The organism is Pseudoclavibacter sp. JSM 162008 (assembly GCF_041366455.1).
In the GTDB taxonomy this organism is placed as follows: domain Bacteria; phylum Actinomycetota; class Actinomycetes; order Actinomycetales; family Microbacteriaceae; genus Pseudoclavibacter.
In genome coordinates this window covers 31,379-46,658 of sequence record NZ_JBEWYX010000016.1, presented here as the reverse complement: position 1 = coordinate 46,658, position 15,280 = coordinate 31,379, and the positions used below count along the sequence as shown (strand labels likewise).

12 protein-coding genes are annotated in these 15,280 nt (G+C 70.3%); 6 read left to right on the top strand and 6 right to left on the bottom strand.

The annotated features are described in order from the left end of the window. Positions 1-3: 3 nt before the first annotated feature. The gene (locus ABVF28_RS13315) at positions 4-1,827 is read right to left on the bottom strand and encodes an ABC transporter ATP-binding protein (protein WP_371030834.1); all 1,824 of its coding nucleotides are present in this window, start codon (positions 1,825-1,827) and stop codon (positions 4-6) included. Beyond that, entirely contained in the window at positions 1,824-3,581 is a 1,758-nt protein-coding gene (locus ABVF28_RS13310; protein ID WP_371030833.1) for an ABC transporter transmembrane domain-containing protein, read from the bottom strand. The genes ABVF28_RS13315 and ABVF28_RS13310 overlap by 4 nt, the downstream gene beginning before the upstream one ends. A gap of 85 nt (positions 3,582-3,666) precedes the next feature. On the opposite strand from ABVF28_RS13310, the gene ABVF28_RS13305 reads away from it, so the two are divergent. Further along, complete coding sequence (locus tag ABVF28_RS13305) at positions 3,667-4,452, top strand: AraC family transcriptional regulator (RefSeq protein WP_371030832.1); 786 nt, start codon at positions 3,667-3,669, stop codon at positions 4,450-4,452. Positions 4,453-4,530: 78 nt separating this feature from the next. Here ABVF28_RS13305 and ABVF28_RS13300 read toward each other — a convergent pair whose 3' ends face one another. After that, entirely contained in the window at positions 4,531-5,331 is an 801-nt protein-coding gene (locus ABVF28_RS13300; protein WP_371030831.1) for a hypothetical protein, read from the bottom strand. A 157-nt stretch (positions 5,332-5,488) separates the two neighbouring features. Here ABVF28_RS13300 and ABVF28_RS13295 point away from each other — a divergent pair, with 157 nt between their 5' ends. Genes ABVF28_RS13295 through ABVF28_RS13275 form a run of 5 tightly spaced genes read left to right on the top strand, consistent with a single transcriptional unit; the run spans position 5,489 to position 10,709 of the window. Continuing rightward, positions 5,489-6,607 carry an ABC transporter substrate-binding protein gene (locus ABVF28_RS13295; RefSeq protein WP_371030830.1) on the top strand — a complete coding sequence of 373 codons (1,119 nt, stop codon included), beginning with the start codon at positions 5,489-5,491 and terminating at the stop codon, positions 6,605-6,607. Continuing rightward, positions 6,604-7,536 (top strand): siderophore-interacting protein, encoded by a 933-nt coding sequence (locus ABVF28_RS13290; RefSeq protein ID WP_371030829.1) that lies wholly within the window; start codon positions 6,604-6,606, stop codon positions 7,534-7,536. The genes ABVF28_RS13295 and ABVF28_RS13290 overlap by 4 nt, the downstream gene beginning before the upstream one ends. A 7-nt stretch (positions 7,537-7,543) precedes the next feature. Further along, positions 7,544-8,662, top strand: coding sequence for an iron chelate uptake ABC transporter family permease subunit (locus ABVF28_RS13285; protein ID WP_371030828.1), 1,119 nt, complete (start codon positions 7,544-7,546; stop codon positions 8,660-8,662). After that, complete coding sequence (locus ABVF28_RS13280; RefSeq protein ID WP_371030827.1) at positions 8,659-9,810, top strand: FecCD family ABC transporter permease; 1,152 nt, start codon at positions 8,659-8,661, stop codon at positions 9,808-9,810. The genes ABVF28_RS13285 and ABVF28_RS13280 overlap by 4 nt, the downstream gene beginning before the upstream one ends. Further along, positions 9,810-10,709, top strand: coding sequence for an ABC transporter ATP-binding protein (locus ABVF28_RS13275; RefSeq protein ID WP_371030826.1), 900 nt, complete (start codon positions 9,810-9,812; stop codon positions 10,707-10,709). The genes ABVF28_RS13280 and ABVF28_RS13275 overlap by 1 nt, the downstream gene beginning before the upstream one ends. Positions 10,710-11,128: 419 nt before the next feature. Here the strand turns inward: ABVF28_RS13275 and araA are convergent, their stop codons facing one another. Genes araA through araB form a run of 3 tightly spaced genes read right to left on the bottom strand, consistent with a single transcriptional unit; the run spans position 11,129 to position 15,164 of the window. Then, a complete protein-coding gene (gene araA / locus ABVF28_RS13270) occupies positions 11,129-12,646 on the bottom strand; it encodes an L-arabinose isomerase (protein ID WP_371030825.1) in 1,518 nt (505 codons plus the stop codon). Then, a complete protein-coding gene (locus tag ABVF28_RS13265; RefSeq protein WP_371030824.1) occupies positions 12,643-13,365 on the bottom strand; it encodes an L-ribulose-5-phosphate 4-epimerase in 723 nt (240 codons plus the stop codon). The genes araA and ABVF28_RS13265 overlap by 4 nt, the downstream gene beginning before the upstream one ends. Further along, positions 13,362-15,164: a ribulokinase gene (gene araB, locus ABVF28_RS13260; protein ID WP_371030823.1), complete on the bottom strand. Its 1,803-nt coding sequence runs from the start codon at positions 15,162-15,164 to the stop codon at positions 13,362-13,364. Before araB ends, ABVF28_RS13265 begins: the two co-directional genes overlap by 4 nt. Positions 15,165-15,280 lie beyond the last annotated feature (116 nt).

Here is a 15,280-nt window from a genome sequence, read left to right as displayed (position 1 = left end):
CGTCTAACCGGCCGACGAGGCGCTCCGCCACGCGGCCCACAGTCGGGCGTATTCACCGCCACGGCGAACCAGCTCGTCGTGAGCGCCCTCCTCGACGACCTTCCCGGCTCGGAGGACCACGATCCTGTCGGCGACGCGTGCCTGCGACAGGCGGTGCGCAACGACAACCGAGGTGCGGCCGCGGGTCGCCGCCGTGAGCGCGGCGTCGAGGCCGAGCGGGTCGTCGCCCCCGCCCTCCGCGGTCGCCTCGTCGAGCACCAGGATCGCGGGGTCGCGCAGCAGCACTCGGGCGAGAGCGAGCTGCTGGGCGGCGGCACCGTCGAGCGCGAGGCCGGATGCGCCCACGCGGGTCTCGAGGCCCTCGTCGAGCTCGAGGAGCCACTCGGCCCCGACAGTGCGCACCGCGTCCGCGAGCTGCTGGCCGCTCGCCGCCGGTGCCCCGAAGCGCAGGTTCTCGGCGATCGTCGCCGCGAACACGTGGATCTCCTGCGTCACGAGCATCACGCTCGCGTCGCGCTCGCGGGCCGCCGCGGGCCGCCCACCCACGAGGACCGAGCCGTCCGTCGGGTCGAACGCGCCGACGATGAGCTGCGCGAGCGTGCTCTTGCCCGACCCGCTCTCGCCGACGAGCGCGACGCGCTCACCCGGCGCGACAGTCAGGGTGACGTCAGAGATCTGCATCCGCTCGCCGTCGTAGCTGAAATCGACCGCGTCGACTGCGATGGCGGGCATCGCAGGCAGCGGCAACTGCGTTGCTGGTGCCAGTTCGACGAGGGGTGCAGAAGCCACGTCACCCTGACGGTCGCTCACACGATGCTGGCCCGCCCCGACGACCCCGACGAGCCGCGCGAGCCCGACACCGGCGAGTTGCAGCTCGTCGATGCTCGACAGCAGCGACCCGATGGGGCCGAAGAGCGCGAGGAAGTAGAGGGCAGCAGCGGTCGCGCCGCCGATCGAGACGGCACCCGCCTGCACGAGCCAGAAGCTGACGATCAGGATCGCCGCGACGCCCAGGTACTCGCCCGCGTTCAGGCGCCCGAAGAACGTCGTGCGGATGCGAGCCGCCTCGTACTGGAGGTCGATCGACCGCAGGCTGCGCGCATCCACCTCGGTGAGCTGAAGCGCTTGGCGGCGGTGCGCGCGAATCGTGTCGGCCCCGCTGACACCCTCGATGATGACCTGTCCGCGCTCGGCCTCGGCGACCCGCATCTCCGCATACACGGGCCGGGAACGACGGATGAAGGACCGCGTCGCGAGCACCTGCACGGGCACGGCCACCAGCGCGGCGAACCCGAGCCACGGGTTGATGGCGGCGATGCCAGCCAGGGACAGCACGATCATGAACGACGACTGCGTGACCGCCGGCAGCACGCCGGATGCGGCCTCGGTCACGGACTCGACGTCGCCGGTCACGCGCGACACGATGTCCGACGAGTCGGAGCTCTCCGCCTGGCTCGCGCGCATCCCGAGCACGACGCCCAGGGCATCCTCGCGGAGGGAGCTCACGAGCTCCTGCACCACCGCGACGAGCAGGCGGATGCCCGCGTAGGCGAGCAGCGCTGAGACCGCCGTGACGACGAGCAGCAGCACGCCGGGCGTGACGAGCGCGGCCACGCCGGCGCCTCCCGTGACGAGGTCGACGAGCCAGCCCAGGAGACGCGGAACGAGCAGCGTCGACGATGACCCGCCGAGGAGCAGCAGCACGACAGCGGCGATCCGCGCCCGGGATGCGCGCAGCAGGGCGGCGACGGCGTGCGCCGTCTCGCGGCCCGTCGCGATGGGCAGGAGGGCAGGCGTGCGCACTGTTGGCGCCGTCTTCGTGGTCATCGGCGGGCCAGTTCCTCGTCGGCGTGCGCTTCGTGGGCTTCGCTGCCAACCTCGACAACCCGGTCGCAGGCGGCGAGCAGCAGGGGGCTGCGGGTGACGAGCAGCGTCGTGACCGGATGCTCGCGGAGCGATTCGGCGACACGCGCTTCGGTCGCCGGGTCCAGCGCGGAGGCGGGCTCGTCGAGCACCAGCACGCGAGCGTCACTCGCGAAGGCGCGGGCGAGCAGGACGCGCTGGCGCTGCCCACCCGAGAGGCGACGGCCGCGTTCGCCGAGCTGCCGGTCCCACCCGAGGGCGGAGACCTCCGTGAGAGCCGCGCGCTCTGCGGCTGTATCTCGGCGTGAGCTGGAGTTCGTCGGACGCTCGCCCGCCGCCGCGAAAGCCCCAGTCGAAGTCCCTCGCGCTGGCACTTCTGCCAATCCCTCCGTCACCTGCGCCTCGAGAAACAGGTTCTCTTCGAGCGTCGCCGAGAAGACGGTGGCGTCGTGGGGTGGCGCGAAGACGAGGCGGCGGTAGGCGTCGGGGCCGATCGTGCGGGCGTCCAATCCCGCGACGGTCACCTCGCCGGCCTCGAGCGGAACCCGGAAGGCGAGTGTCGCCGCAAGGTCGCGTGCGGCCGCTGGCGTCGAGGGCTTGATGCCGACGAGCGCCCCTGGGGCCACGTCGATGAGGCTCCCGTCCGGTGCCCGCCACGCGAACGACGCGGGGGAGTCTGTGGAAGCGCGCACCGCATCCACGAGCCCGGCCCCGCCGGAGTGCGTGTCCTCGATCGGCACAGCGTGCTCCTCACCAAGCACCGCGACGACCCGGACCGCCGACGCGCGCTTGTGCAGCCAGTTGGAGGCGAAGGTGCCCACGTGCGCGAGCGAGCCCTGCAAGTACTGGCCGAGCCCGACGACGGCGACGAGCTCGCCGAGCGTGATCTGCCCCAGCGAGGCGAGTGCCGCCGCCGAGAACGCCAGGACCGCCAGGAACGCACCGGACGCGACACCGCTGACCGCGAGGTACCGCTGGATGCCGCGGTTCGCGGCGATCGCGCCGGTCTTCGCCTCCGCACTCGCGTCCAGGTACCGACGCGTTGCCTCCGGCTGGGCGCGGATGCCGCGGATGATGCGGAGCCCCGCGACGAGGTCCGTCGCGACGTCGCTGGCGGCGCTCGCCGATGCCTGCTCTCGGGCTCCTCTCGCTTCGATGGGCTTGGACGCCGCGTGCATGCCCACGAGGATCAGCAGCGACGCGACGAGCACCCCGATGCCGAGCGGCACCGAGATGGCGAGCAGCGCGGCGGACGATACGAGGATCGCCGCGGCGCTTGCCCCCTGCTGCACAACCGACCACGAGACGCCCGCGACTCGGTAGCTGTCTGAGGTCGTGATCTGCAGCAGCTCACCCGGGCTGCGGCGACTCGTGACCCCGTTAGGGTGCAGGACCCGCGTCAGCAGCGACCGCCGGAGCTCCAGTTCGCCGTGCCCGTAGATGCGCACCATGAGCCTCGCCGCCCACCGATAGGAGAAGGAGAGGACGAGGAAGTTCGCGAGCAGCACGCCGAGCCACAATGCGAGCTGGGCGGCGTCGTCGGTGACGATGGCGCGGTCGATGATGACGCCGACGAGGACCGGCACCAGGGCCTCGGCAGCTTCATGGACGACGTAGCCGAGCGTCGCGAGCGTGAGCCGCCAGCTGCGTCCCGACGCGAACAGTGCGTCTCGCATGACGGATGCGGGGGTCGGGACCTTGGGGTTCTCACGGAGCATCCGTCGATAGTAAGGTTCACCTAAGTCCAGCTAGCGATACGTTCGGCCAACTTCTGTTGCGTTCCGGACAACCAGGAGATCCACCGTGTTCCAGGCGCTCGAATTCAGCCAAGGGCCTGCGACCGTCGAGGTCAGGCCCGTTGGCGTCCCCGCACCGTTCCTCCTCACGACGGCCGTGCTCACCGGCCCGAACCTCGGGGACCGGGAGCCGCACGTGCATCCCGAGGGCATGATCATGTGGCCGTCGCGCGGCAGTGTCGTGGTGCTCGTCGAAGGCGCCCTGCGCACGCTCGCCGTCGGGCAGGGCGTCTGGGTGCCGCCCTTCACGCCGCACACGATGGAGGTCGACGCCTCGTCGACCGGATGCTGCACCTACTTCACGAGCGACGTCGCCCCGGACTGGCCCTCGGTCGGCACCGTGCAGCTGGGCGCCGCCTTCCGCGAGCTGCTGCTGCACCTCGCCGAGTCGCCCATGCAGACCGACCAGCGCCTGCGGGCGCAGACGGTCGTCATCGAACTGCTGCCAGAGGCGACGAGCTACGTCGAGACGGTTCCCGTGCCCCGCGACGAGCGCCTCGCTCCGCTCGTGCGCCGCGTGCTGAACGACCCAGCTGACGATCGTGGCGTCGAGGCGTGGGCGTGGCAGCTGTCGCTGAGCGTCCGTACGATCGCCCGCATCTTCGCGTCGGAGGTCGGCATGACCTTCTCGCACTGGCGCACCATGGTGCGCATGGCCGCGGCCGCGCGGATGCTCGCCGACGACGTCCCCGTCGGCACCGTCGCGGGTCGCGTCGGGTACGCCACGACGAGCGCGTTCAGCGCCGCCTTCCGTCGCGCCATGGGGTCGAAGCCCAGCGACTGGCGGCCGTAGACCCGCGGCCAGCAAGGTGAGGCGTGAGGCGTGAGGCGTGAGGCGTGAGGCGTGAGCGTCAGCGTCAGGCGTCAGCCGTCAGCCGTCCGCGTCAGGCGCGCGGCGCTCGGGGCCAGGCAGGAAGTGCATCTGCTCGAAGCGCCCGTACTTCACGACGAGGGCCTCGACGAGGTCGCGCTGATCCTCATCGTCGATGCGGATCTGCGTGTGCCCGTTGTAGAGGAGCAGGTCGTGGGCGTTGGAGAAGATGAGCCGCTCCCAGCGGCTCGACCAGAGTCGTCGACCGCGTTCGTCGAACGCGACGATGTCATCGTCGGTGAGCGTCATCATGGCGACGCCGTCGCTGCCGCGCACGATGAGGCCGACCGGGAACTCGGTCTTCTCGTACTCCTCGAAGTACACGTTGAAGCCCACGAGGGCGAGCGGATACACCGAGCGCAGCTCCCGAGAGACGCGGGCGACGCGCACCTGCCGCACCTCCGGGATCTTCTCGGCGGCTTCAGTCTGAGCGTTGTCCCCGCTGGCAGCTGCGCCTGCGGTGTCGGCGTCTTCCGGCTGGGTGCGGTTGCCGTTGTCAGTGTCGTCCGCGGCTGGCTTCGGCGCGACCGGTTCCGGCTCGACCGGAATGGCGACGATGCTGCCGGGGGTGTGGCTTTCGCGCCAGAGCTCCCAGAGGCGCTGCTCGCTTGCCGGGAACGAACCCGTTGAGGTCGCGTAGGGCTGGTCTTTGCCGATGACGCGGTGCGTGTACTGCCAGACGGGCAGGCGGCGCGGCCGGGGGCGGATGCTGAGGTCCCCGAACACCACGATCGTGGCGATCGCGATCACGGCGAGCACGAAGATGACGAGCAGCCCCCCGACCAGCTCACCTTGATTCACTCTCGAAGCGTAGCGCGGCGCGCGGGTGGCCCGCCGCCAGATGCGGTGGCAGGAACGCGACGCCGAGTGACCGCGGAACGATACGCCACGTCCGTAGGCTCGGTGTTCTGAGGTAACCCTTACTTCTCGCGTCTGCACTCTGTCGAATGGAGCCACCTTGACCTCGACTGTCACCCGCCGCTCGTCCGCCCCGACCCGACCCTCGACGCACCGTTCCGTGCACCGTCGCTGGACCGGGGCTCTCGCCGCCGCCACCGTCGGGGTGCTCGCGCTCGCGGGATGCGCATCCGGCGACGCTGCGGCAGCCGACGGAGTGATGGCGACGCCAGCGGAGGAGGGCGCCCTGCCGGTGACGATGACCCACGCCTTCGGCGAGACGACGATCACGGAGGCCCCCGAGCGCGTCGTGACCGTCGGCTGGGCGACGCAGGATGTCGTCGCCGCCTTCGGCGCTGTCCCCGTCGGGATCCCCGAGACCTGGGGTGGCGATGAAGAGGGCTACTCGCCGTGGTTCCGCGCCGAGGTCGAAGAGCTCGGCGGCACGATGCCCGAGATCCTCAACTACAGCGACGCCGGGGACCTCGACTTCGAGCAGGTGCTCGCGCTCGAACCCGATGTCATCCTCGCCCCGCACTCCGGCCTCACCGAGGTCGAGTACAACCGCCTCACCGAGATCGCCCCCACCGTCGCGTACCCCGAGAAGCCGTGGGCTTCCGAGTCGTGGCAGTCGCTTGTCGAGATCGTCGGCGACAGCCTCGGGCAGCCCGCGAAGGCCGACGAGATCATTGCGCAGACCCAGGGTCAGCTCGACACCGTGAAGGAGGAGAACCCCAAGTTCGCGGACACGACCTTCGCGTACGGCCTCACCCTCAGCGACGGTGGGACGGAAGCCGGTATCTACATTCCGACCGACCTGCGCGTGCAGTTCCTCACCGACCTCGGCCTGCAGAACACGCCAGCCATGGACACCGTCCTCGGCACCGTCGAGGGCGACAACTGGTACGGCGCCGTCAGCCTCGAAGAGCTCGACACCATCCCCGCCGACCTCTTCGTCGCCTGGTCCAACAGCCCGGAAGAGCTCGAGTACACGCTGAACCACCCCACGTTCAAGCTGTGGGAGCCCATCGCCACGGGCCACTACCTGTTCCTTGAGAGCGAGCCGCTTGCCATGGCCACCAACGCGCCGACGCCCCTCTCCATCCCATGGGCCCTCGACGAGTTCGTCCCCATGCTCAACTCGGCGATCGACGGCAACGGAGTAGGCGGCGCAGAATGACCTATCGCACCGCGTCCGAAACCGAGGCGAGCGACTACGTCGAGCGCATCCACCGTGCTGTCGTCACGGGTGTCAGGCAGCTCGGACCCGGCATGATTCGGGTCACGCTCGGCGGCGACGACCTGCACGACTACCCCACGACGGGGATCGGCGACGAGTACGTGCGCCTCTTCTTCCCGGACGAGGCGCACCTCGAACCTCACCTGCCGTTCGTCTCCGGCCGCGGCTGGGACTACGAAGAGGGCGTCGAGCCATCGCAGATGCGCACGTACACGATCCGCGACCACCGGCCGGGCGAGATCGACATTGACTTCGTGATCCACGAGGGTGGCATCGCGAGCACGTGGGTGCTCGGTGCGAAGCCGGGCCACGTGCTCGGCATCAACCCGCCGCGCGACCTCTACGCGCTTCCAGAGGGCGTCACGAAGCAGGTGCTGATCTGCGACGAGCCCGCCCTCCCCGCCGCCTTGCGGGTGGCGGAGCTGACGCCGGACGTCGAGACGGAGATCGTCTGCGAGATCCGGGATGCGGGCTACGAGCTGTTCCCGTCGGTCGACCTCAAGGCGGCGAACTGGGTGCGCGGCTCCGGCAACGGCCACCGCCCGAGCCGCCTCGTCGAGACCGTCAAGCGCCTCGACATCCCGAACGACGGCAGCGTCTACGTGTGGGTCGCGGGTGAGACGCGCGTGACCCGCGAGGTGCGCAGCCACCTCCGCCACACGCTTGGCCTGCCCGGCTCCTCGTACAAGGTCGTCGGCTACTGGACCTACGAGGTCGAAGCCTGGACGGCGAAGTGGGAGGCGCTCGACGAGTCGATCAAGCAGCAGATCATGGACCTCTACGGTGAGACCGAGGACGGCAAGCCCGAGATGGACGAGGAGGCCCGCATCGACGAGGTCTTCCGCATCTACGCCTCGGTTGGGCTCTAGCCGCATCGTGGTCGCAGTCAGCACTGCAGGGCCGCGGGCAGCAGGGCCTCGTCCAAGCTCGGGCGCCCGCGGCAGCCGCCCGGATTCCCGCGGTAGCGGCCTGGATGCTCGCGGCAGCGGCCTGGCGAGCAGTAACGCGAAGCGCACCCTGGCCCTGGTCATCGCCCTCGTGGTGCTGGCCGGAACGGTCGCGCTGAGCATTTTCGTGGGCGCCCGCGCCATCTCGCCCGAGGTCGTCGGGGAGAGCATCCTCGGTTCGCGGGCGACGGAGGAGCACATCATGGTGCTCGACCTGCGCATCCCCCGCACCGTCGTGGGGCTCGTCGTTGGTCCCGCGCTCGGCCTGTGCGGCGCCCTCATCCAGGCGTTCACCCGCAACCCGCTCGCCGACCCCGGCATCCTCGGCGTCAACGCCGGGGCGAGCTTCGTCGTGACGCTCGCGGTCGGCATCTTCGGCTTCACGGCACCCGGCCAGTACGTGTGGTTCGCCCTCATCGGCGCGTTCCTCGCGACCATGCTCGTCTACGCCATGGGATCCGTCGGCGGCGGCAAGGCGACACCCTTGACCCTCACCCTGGCGGGGGTCGCGATCAGCGCCGTGCTGGGCGGGTTCACCTCGGCGATCGTGCTGAAGAACATCGACGCCCTCAACGTCACCCGCTTCTGGGGCGTCGGGTCGATCGGCGGCCGGTCCATGGACGTGCTCCTCACTTGCCTGCCCCTCATCCTCATCGGCGTGGTGCTCGCGCTCTTCTCCGCGCGCTCCCTCAACGCCCTGTCTCTCGGCGACGAGCTCGCCGCCTCGCTCGGGGTGCGCATCCGCTCGACCAGAGTGCTCGTGGTCCTCGCCGTGACGCTGCTCGCGGGCACGGCCGTCGCCATCGCGGGCCCCATCGGCTTCGTCGGCCTCATGGTGCCGCACGTCGTGCGCTGGTTCGTCGGCCCCGACCAGCGCTGGATCCTCGTCATGTCGATCGTCATATCCCCGATCCTCCTGCTGACCGCCGACATTCTCGGTCGCATCGTGCTGCCCTCCGGCGAACTGCGGGTCGGGCTCGTGACGGCCATCATCGGCGCGCCCGTGCTCATCGGGCTCGTGCGCCGCAAGACGGTGAGCGGGCTGTGACCGCGACGCGCGAGGAGAGGCCAGGAACCGCATCCGCGCCGAACCCCACAAGCGCGGCGGTCGGCGGGGCCCGCCGACCGACGAGTGGCCCAGCCACTGGTGGCATCGACTTCGGCGACCGCACCTACGCGGTGCGCTTCGGCCGGTTCTCGAACCTGCACCGCCGCCGCGCCGTCATCGTGTGCGGCGCGATCGTCGTCGCGATCCTGGCCCTCGGCGTCGTCTCGCTCGGCTACGGCACGCTGGCCCTCTCGCCCGGCGAGGTGCTGGCGGCGCTCTTCGACGCGGATGCATCGCGCGCGCACCGGCTCGTCGTGTTCGAGTGGCGCCTCCCACGGTTCCTGTTCGCCGTGCTCGCGGGACTCGCGCTCGGCGCGAGCGGCGCTATCTTCCAGTCGATCACCCGCAACCCGCTCGGCTCGCCCGACATCATCGGCTTCTCGACTGGCTCCTACACGGGCGCCATCATCGTGATGCTGTGGATCGGCTCGACCTCCTACTATGCGATCGGGGCGGGCGCTCTGCTGGGCGGGGCCGCCGTCGCGTTGGCCGTCTACCTGCTCGCGTATAGGAAGGGACTGCGGCCGTTCCGCCTCATCATCGTGGGCATCGGGGCGAGCGCCATGCTCGCCTCCGTGAACTCGCTCATGATGATGAGGGTCAGCCAGGAGGAGGCGATGCTCGCCGCCGTCTGGGGCTCGGGCTCGCTCAGCGCCCTCGGTTACGCGCAGCTGCTGCCGGCCACGCTCATCTTCGCCGCCCTCATCGTCGGGTGCGGGTTTCTCGGCCGCCCGCTCGCGGCCCTCGAGGTGGGTGACGACGCGGCGCTGTCGCTCGGCGTGCACGCGAACCGAACCCGCGCGTTCTCGACGCTCGTCGGCGTCGCCCTCACCGCGCTGGTTACTGCGGCGGCGGGCCCGATCGCCTTCATCTCGCTCGCCGCCCCGCAGATCGCGCGGCGGCTCACCAACGGGGCGAGCCTGCAGCTGCTCCCATCCGCGCTGGTCGGCGCGCTCCTCCTGGTGGCAGCCGACCTTGTCGCGCAGATGGTCGACCTCCCCGTCGGCGTGCTCACCGTGTGCGTCGGCGGCATCTACCTCGCCTGGCTGCTCGTCCACGAGCAGGTCACGAAGAAGGGACGTCAGTGATGACGATAAAAGCTCTCACCGTTCCGGACACCACCCAGGCGAAGCCGGCCGCATCCGCTGCGAGCGCAGTCGGTGCTGCCAGTGCTGCAGGTGTCTCCAGTGCTGCCGGCACCGCCGACCTGCAGGCGCGGTCAGTGCACGTCGGCTATGACGAGCAGCGCATCATCGAGGGCCTCGACTTCGAGGTGCCCGCGCACTCGTTCACGGTCATCATCGGCCCGAACGCATGCGGCAAGTCGACGCTGCTGAAGGCCCTCGCGCGCTTGCTCAAGCCGAGCGATGGCAGCGTGCTGCTCGACGGCACCGACATCTTCACCCTCAAGACGAAGGACGTCGCCAAGCGCCTCGGGCTGCTGCCGCAGACGTCGCTCGCGCCGGAGGGTATCCGCGTCGCCGACCTCGTCGCGCGCGGCCGGTTCCCGCACCAGGGCATGTTCGACCGCTGGTCGGCGGCCGACGAGCGAGCCGTGACCGAGGCGATGGCCGCGACGAGAGTGGATGCGCTGTCGTCGCGCTTCGTGGATGAGCTGTCCGGTGGTCAGCGGCAGCGCGTGTGGGTTGCCATGGCGCTCGCTCAGGAGGCGCCCGTGCTGCTGCTCGACGAGCCGACGACGTTCCTCGACATCTCCCACCAGTACGAGCTGCTCGAGCTGTTCCGTCGGCTCCGCGGCGAGGGGCGCACGCTCGTCGCCGTGCTGCACGACCTCAACCAGGCGGCCCGCTTCGCGACGCACCTCGTGGTCATGCGCGACGGCGAGATCGTCGCGCAGGGCAAGCCGGGCGAGGTGCTCACAGCTGAGCTCGTCGAGGACGTATTCTCGCTGCCCTGCCGCATCATCGACGACCCCGAGACGGGCACGCCGCTCGTGATTCCCCGCGAAGGGGTGTGGGCGGAGTAGGGGCAGGTCTCTCTGCTCTTCTTCTCCCGTTCTCCTCTGCCGTTCTCCTCTGTTCCGCTGTTCCTCTGCGCCTAGCCGGCGCAGTGCCGCCCTCTGCAGACCTGGGCTTTGCGCATCCACTCCGCGCAAGTTGGCTGCAGATGCCCCAGGTCTGAGCCCGGCCCCTCTGCAGACCTGGGGGTTGCGCATCCGCGTGGTGGGGAGTGGATGCGTGAGGCCCAGGTCTGTCCTGCGCGGGAGAGGGAGAGAGCGCGGAGGAGGCGCGGAGGGGCGGCGGGAGAGAGGGGAGGGGGTGCCACGGGGTGGCGCCGTTGGCCCTCTCCGAAGAAGAGTGGCGCCACCACGTGGTCATCGTGTGGTTGCCGCCGCCGCAAGGAGGCGCAGCGGCGGCAACCCGTCTGAGATCCGCGGCGCGAGACCTACAGCCCCTGCGCGAGGCGGTAGTAGGCCTGGTTCCAGCGCACTTCCTTGCTGAACTCGCGCAGGGTGGTGTCGGCGTCGATGCGCAGCAGCTCGGTCTTCGCGATGGTCGCGAAGTCCTCGAACACGTCGATGCCAACGGCCGTCGACATGACCGTGTGGTGCGCGGCGCCCGCCGTCAGCCAGGCAGCGGCCGACACCTCGAACGATGGCTCCGGCTTCCACACGGCGCGGCCGACGGGCAGCTTCGGCAGGGGAGCGGTGGGTTCCACGACCTCGACGACGTTCGCGACGAGGCGGAACCGGTCGCGCATGTCGCTGAGCGCCACGACCACCGCGGGGCCGGGGTCGGCCGTGAAGACGAGGCGCACCGGGTCGTCCTTGCCGCCGATGCCAAGCGGATGCACCTCGAGGGTCGGCTTGGCCGTCGAGAGCGAGGGGCTCACCTCGAGCATGTGCGCGCCCAGGATGAGCTCGCTGCCCTCCGTGAGGTCGTACGTGTAGTCCTCCATGAGGCTCGCGCCACCGGGCAGGCCGGCGCCCATGACGTTCGCGGCCCGCACGAGGATGGCCGTCTTCCAGTCGCCCTCGGCACCGAAGCCGTAGCCCTCCGCCATGAGCCGCTGAACGGCGAGGCCCGGGAGCTGCTTGAGCTCGCCGAGGTCCTCGAAGCTCGTCGTGAACGCGCTGAAACCGCCAGCCTCGAGGAACGACCGCAGGCCAAGCTCGATGGCCGCGCCGTCGCGCAGCGACTGATGGCGCTCCGCGCCGGGACGCAGCTCGGGGGCGACGTCGTACAGCTCCTCGTACTCGGCGACGAGTGCATCCACCGCCGCGTCATCAACCGTGGCGACGGCGGCGGCGAGCTCGTTGACGCCCCACGTGTTGACCTGCACGCCGAAGCGCAGCTCGGCCTCCGTCTTGTCGCCCTCGGTGACGGCGACGAAGCGCATGTTGTCGCCGAAGCGGGCGAGCTTCATGGTGCGCACCGCCTGCCAGGCGGCCGCGGCGCGCGACCAGCTGTCGATCTGCCGCGTCACGCTGGCGCTCGACGCGTGTCCGACGACCGTCTTGCGGGGGATGCCGAGGCGCGTCTGGATGTACCCGAACTCGCGGTCGCCGTGCGCCGCCTGGTTGAGGTTCATGAAGTCGAAGTCGATGTCGGCCCACGGCAGCTCCACGTTGGCCTGCGTGTGGAGGTGCAGGAGCGGCTTCGCGAGCGCGTCGAGGCCCTGAATCCACATCTTCGCGGGGCTGAAGGTGTGCATCCACGCGACGATGCCGATGACGCTGTCGTTCGAGTTGACCTCGAGGGCCGCGCGGCGGATCGCGTCGGAGTCGGTGAGCACCGGCTTCCAGACGATCTTCACGGGCGTGTTCGACGACTCGTTGAGAGTCTCGACGATGGCCTGCGACTGCTCGGCGACCTGACGCAGCGTCTCCTCGCCGTAGAGGCCCTGGCTGCCGGTGAAGAACCAGATCTCAGCCGTGTCGAAGGAAGTGGTGAGTGCGCTCAACTGAGGGCTCCTTTCGGGTCTTGTCCGTAGACGTTCTGGTAGCGGTCGAACAGCGAGTCGACGGCCTGCTGGGGGATGGGGTGCGGGCTGCCGAGCTGGCGGGAGATGTGCACGGTGCGAGCGACGTCCTCCACCATGACGGCCGCCTTCACGGCGTCGCGGGCGTCCTTGCCGATCGTGAACGGGCCGTGGTTCTTCATGAGCACGGCCCGCGAGCGGTGCCCGCGCAGCGTCTCGACGATGCCCCGCCCGATCGAGTCGTCGCCGATGATCGCGAACGGGCCGACCGGGATCTCCCCGCCGAACTCATCCGCCATGGCCGTGATGACGCAGGGGATGGGCTCGCCGCGTGCCGCCCACGCGACCGCGTAGTCAGAATGCGTGTGCACGACCCCGCCCACCTCAGGCATGTTGCGGTACACGTACGCGTGCGCCGCCGTGTCGCTCGAGGGAGAGCGCTCCGAGCCTGGCGTGCCCGGGACGACCTGCCCGTCGAGGGTGCAGAGGATCATGTTGTCGGCGGCCAGGTCGTCGTAGCTGACGCCGGACGGCTTGATGACGAACAGGTCCGTGCCCGGCACCCGGCCGGAGATGTTGCCGCCCGTCCAGACGACGAGCCCGTAGCGCACGAGCTCGTCGTGCAGGGCGGCGACCTCGGCGCGGATGGTGTCGATGCTCGCCTGCACCTCGGCTGTGATGGTCTGGGTCTGGATGCTCACGCGCTGACCTCCTCGTGGATTGCGGGGGCGGATGCGGGCGCCGCTTCGGGCGACGCGGGAGCGGATGCCGGGGCAGCGGATGCGTCGGCGAGCGCCTCGCGGCGGCGTCGCTTGAGGCGCTTCATGACCTGGTTCGCGCCCCGCCCGAAGTGGTCGTGCAGCAGGTCGTACTCGGCGTACAGCTCGTCGTAGGCGGCCACGGCGTCGGGGTTCGGGACGTACCGCGCGCGGGTCACCCGGCCCATGGCGGCCGCCGCTGCGCGCGCATCCGGGTACGCACCCGCGGCGATCGCGGCGTGGATGGCCGAGCCGAGTGCCGGGCCCTGCGCGCTGTCGATCGTGGAGATCGGCATGCCGAGGATGTCGCTGTAGGTCTGCATGAGGAACGCGTTCTTGAGCAGGCCGCCGGCCGCGATGAACTCGGTGACGGGTACTCCGGAGGCGTTGAAGGTCTCGACGATCTTGCGCGTCCCGAACGCGGTCGACTCGAGCAGCGCACGGTAGACGTCCTCCGCCTTCGTCGCGAGCGTCGCGCCGACGAGCAGGCCGGAGAGCTCATGGTCGACGAGCACCGAGCGGTTGCCGCTGTGCCAGTCGAGCGCGACGAGGCCGTGCGCGCCAACCGGCTGCGTGGCCGCGAGATTCGTGAGGTGCTCGTGCACCGAGACGCCGAGTTCGGTGGCTGCCCGCTCGTAGCGGGCGGGCACCTGGTTCTCGACGTACCAGGCGAAGATGTCGCCCACGCCGGACTGGCCGGCCTCGTAGCCGTAGAGGCCCGCGACGATGCCGCCGTCCACGACCCCGCACATCCCCGGCACCTCGGCGAGGGTGTCGCAGCTCATGACGTGGCAGGTGGAGGTGCCCATGATGGCGACCATCTGGCCGGGCTCGGTCGCTGCGGCGGCGGGGGCGGTGACGTGGGCGTCGACGTTGCCAACCGCGACCGCGATGCCCTCTGGCAGGCCGGTCCAGGCTGCGGCCTCCGCCGAGAGCGTGCCGGCGGCGTCGCCGAGCTGGCCGATCTCGTGCGCGAGCTTGTTGTCCGCGAAGCCCGCGAAGTCGGGGTTGAGGGCGGCGAGGAACTCGCGGCTCGGGTACTCGCCGTCCTGCAGGATGCCCTTGTAGCCGGCCGTGCAGGCGTTGCGGATGTAGGTGCCCGTGAGCTGCCAGACGATCCAGTCGGCCGCCTCGACCCAGTGATCCATGGCGGCGTACACCTCGGGGTCCTCCTCGAGGAGCTGGAGGCCTTTCGCGAACTCCCACTCGCTCGAGATGAGCCCGCCGTACCGGGCGAGCCACGTCTCACCGCGGAGTGCGGCGAGCTCGTTGATGCGGTCGGCGTGGGGCTGCGCGGCGTGGTGCTTCCACAGCTTCACGTAGGCGTGGGGGCGCGTCTCGAAGCCAGCGACCTCGTTGAGGGGCGTGCCGTCGGCGAGCGTCGGCACCATCGTGCAGGCCGTAAAGTCGGTGCCGATGCCGATGACATCCGCCGGGTTGATGCCCGCGTCGGCGATGGCGGCGGGCACGGCGACCTTGAGCACGTCGACGTAGTCGCTCGGCACCTGCAGCGCCCACTCGGGCGGGAGCTTCTCGCCGGTTGCCGGCAGCTGCTCATCGACCACGGCATGCGGGTAGGGCAGCTCGCCGACGCCGAGCTCGGCGCCGTCCCGCACACGAACGACGACGGCACGGCCCGAGAGGGTGCCGTAGTCGACGCCGATGACGTAGGTGTCGCGCTCGCCTGGCCCTGCGTGGGCTGCGTCGTTGGCGCGCGATTCCGAGTTCGTCGCATGGCTCATCCTGGCGGTCTCCTTTGGCTCGACCGGACGTAATGTGATCGATCACACCACGGAGGAGCCGGGATGCGCAAGCCCGAGTCTGTCGGCGAGCCGCGCGGGCGGGTGCGCCGATTCCA

Coding starts and splice junctions, on each gene's coding strand:
- ABVF28_RS13315 (WP_371030834.1), bottom strand. CDS start 1,827: ATGACCACGAAGACGGCGCCAACAGTGCGCACGCCTGCCCTCCTGCCC.
- ABVF28_RS13310 (WP_371030833.1), bottom strand. CDS start 3,581: ATGCTCCGTGAGAACCCCAAGGTCCCGACCCCCGCATCCGTCATGCGA.
- ABVF28_RS13290 (WP_371030829.1), top strand. CDS start 6,604: ATGACCTATCGCACCGCGTCCGAAACCGAGGCGAGCGACTACGTCGAG.
- ABVF28_RS13275 (WP_371030826.1), top strand. CDS start 9,810: ATGACGATAAAAGCTCTCACCGTTCCGGACACCACCCAGGCGAAGCCG.
- araB (WP_371030823.1), bottom strand. CDS start 15,164: ATGAGCCATGCGACGAACTCGGAATCGCGCGCCAACGACGCAGCCCAC.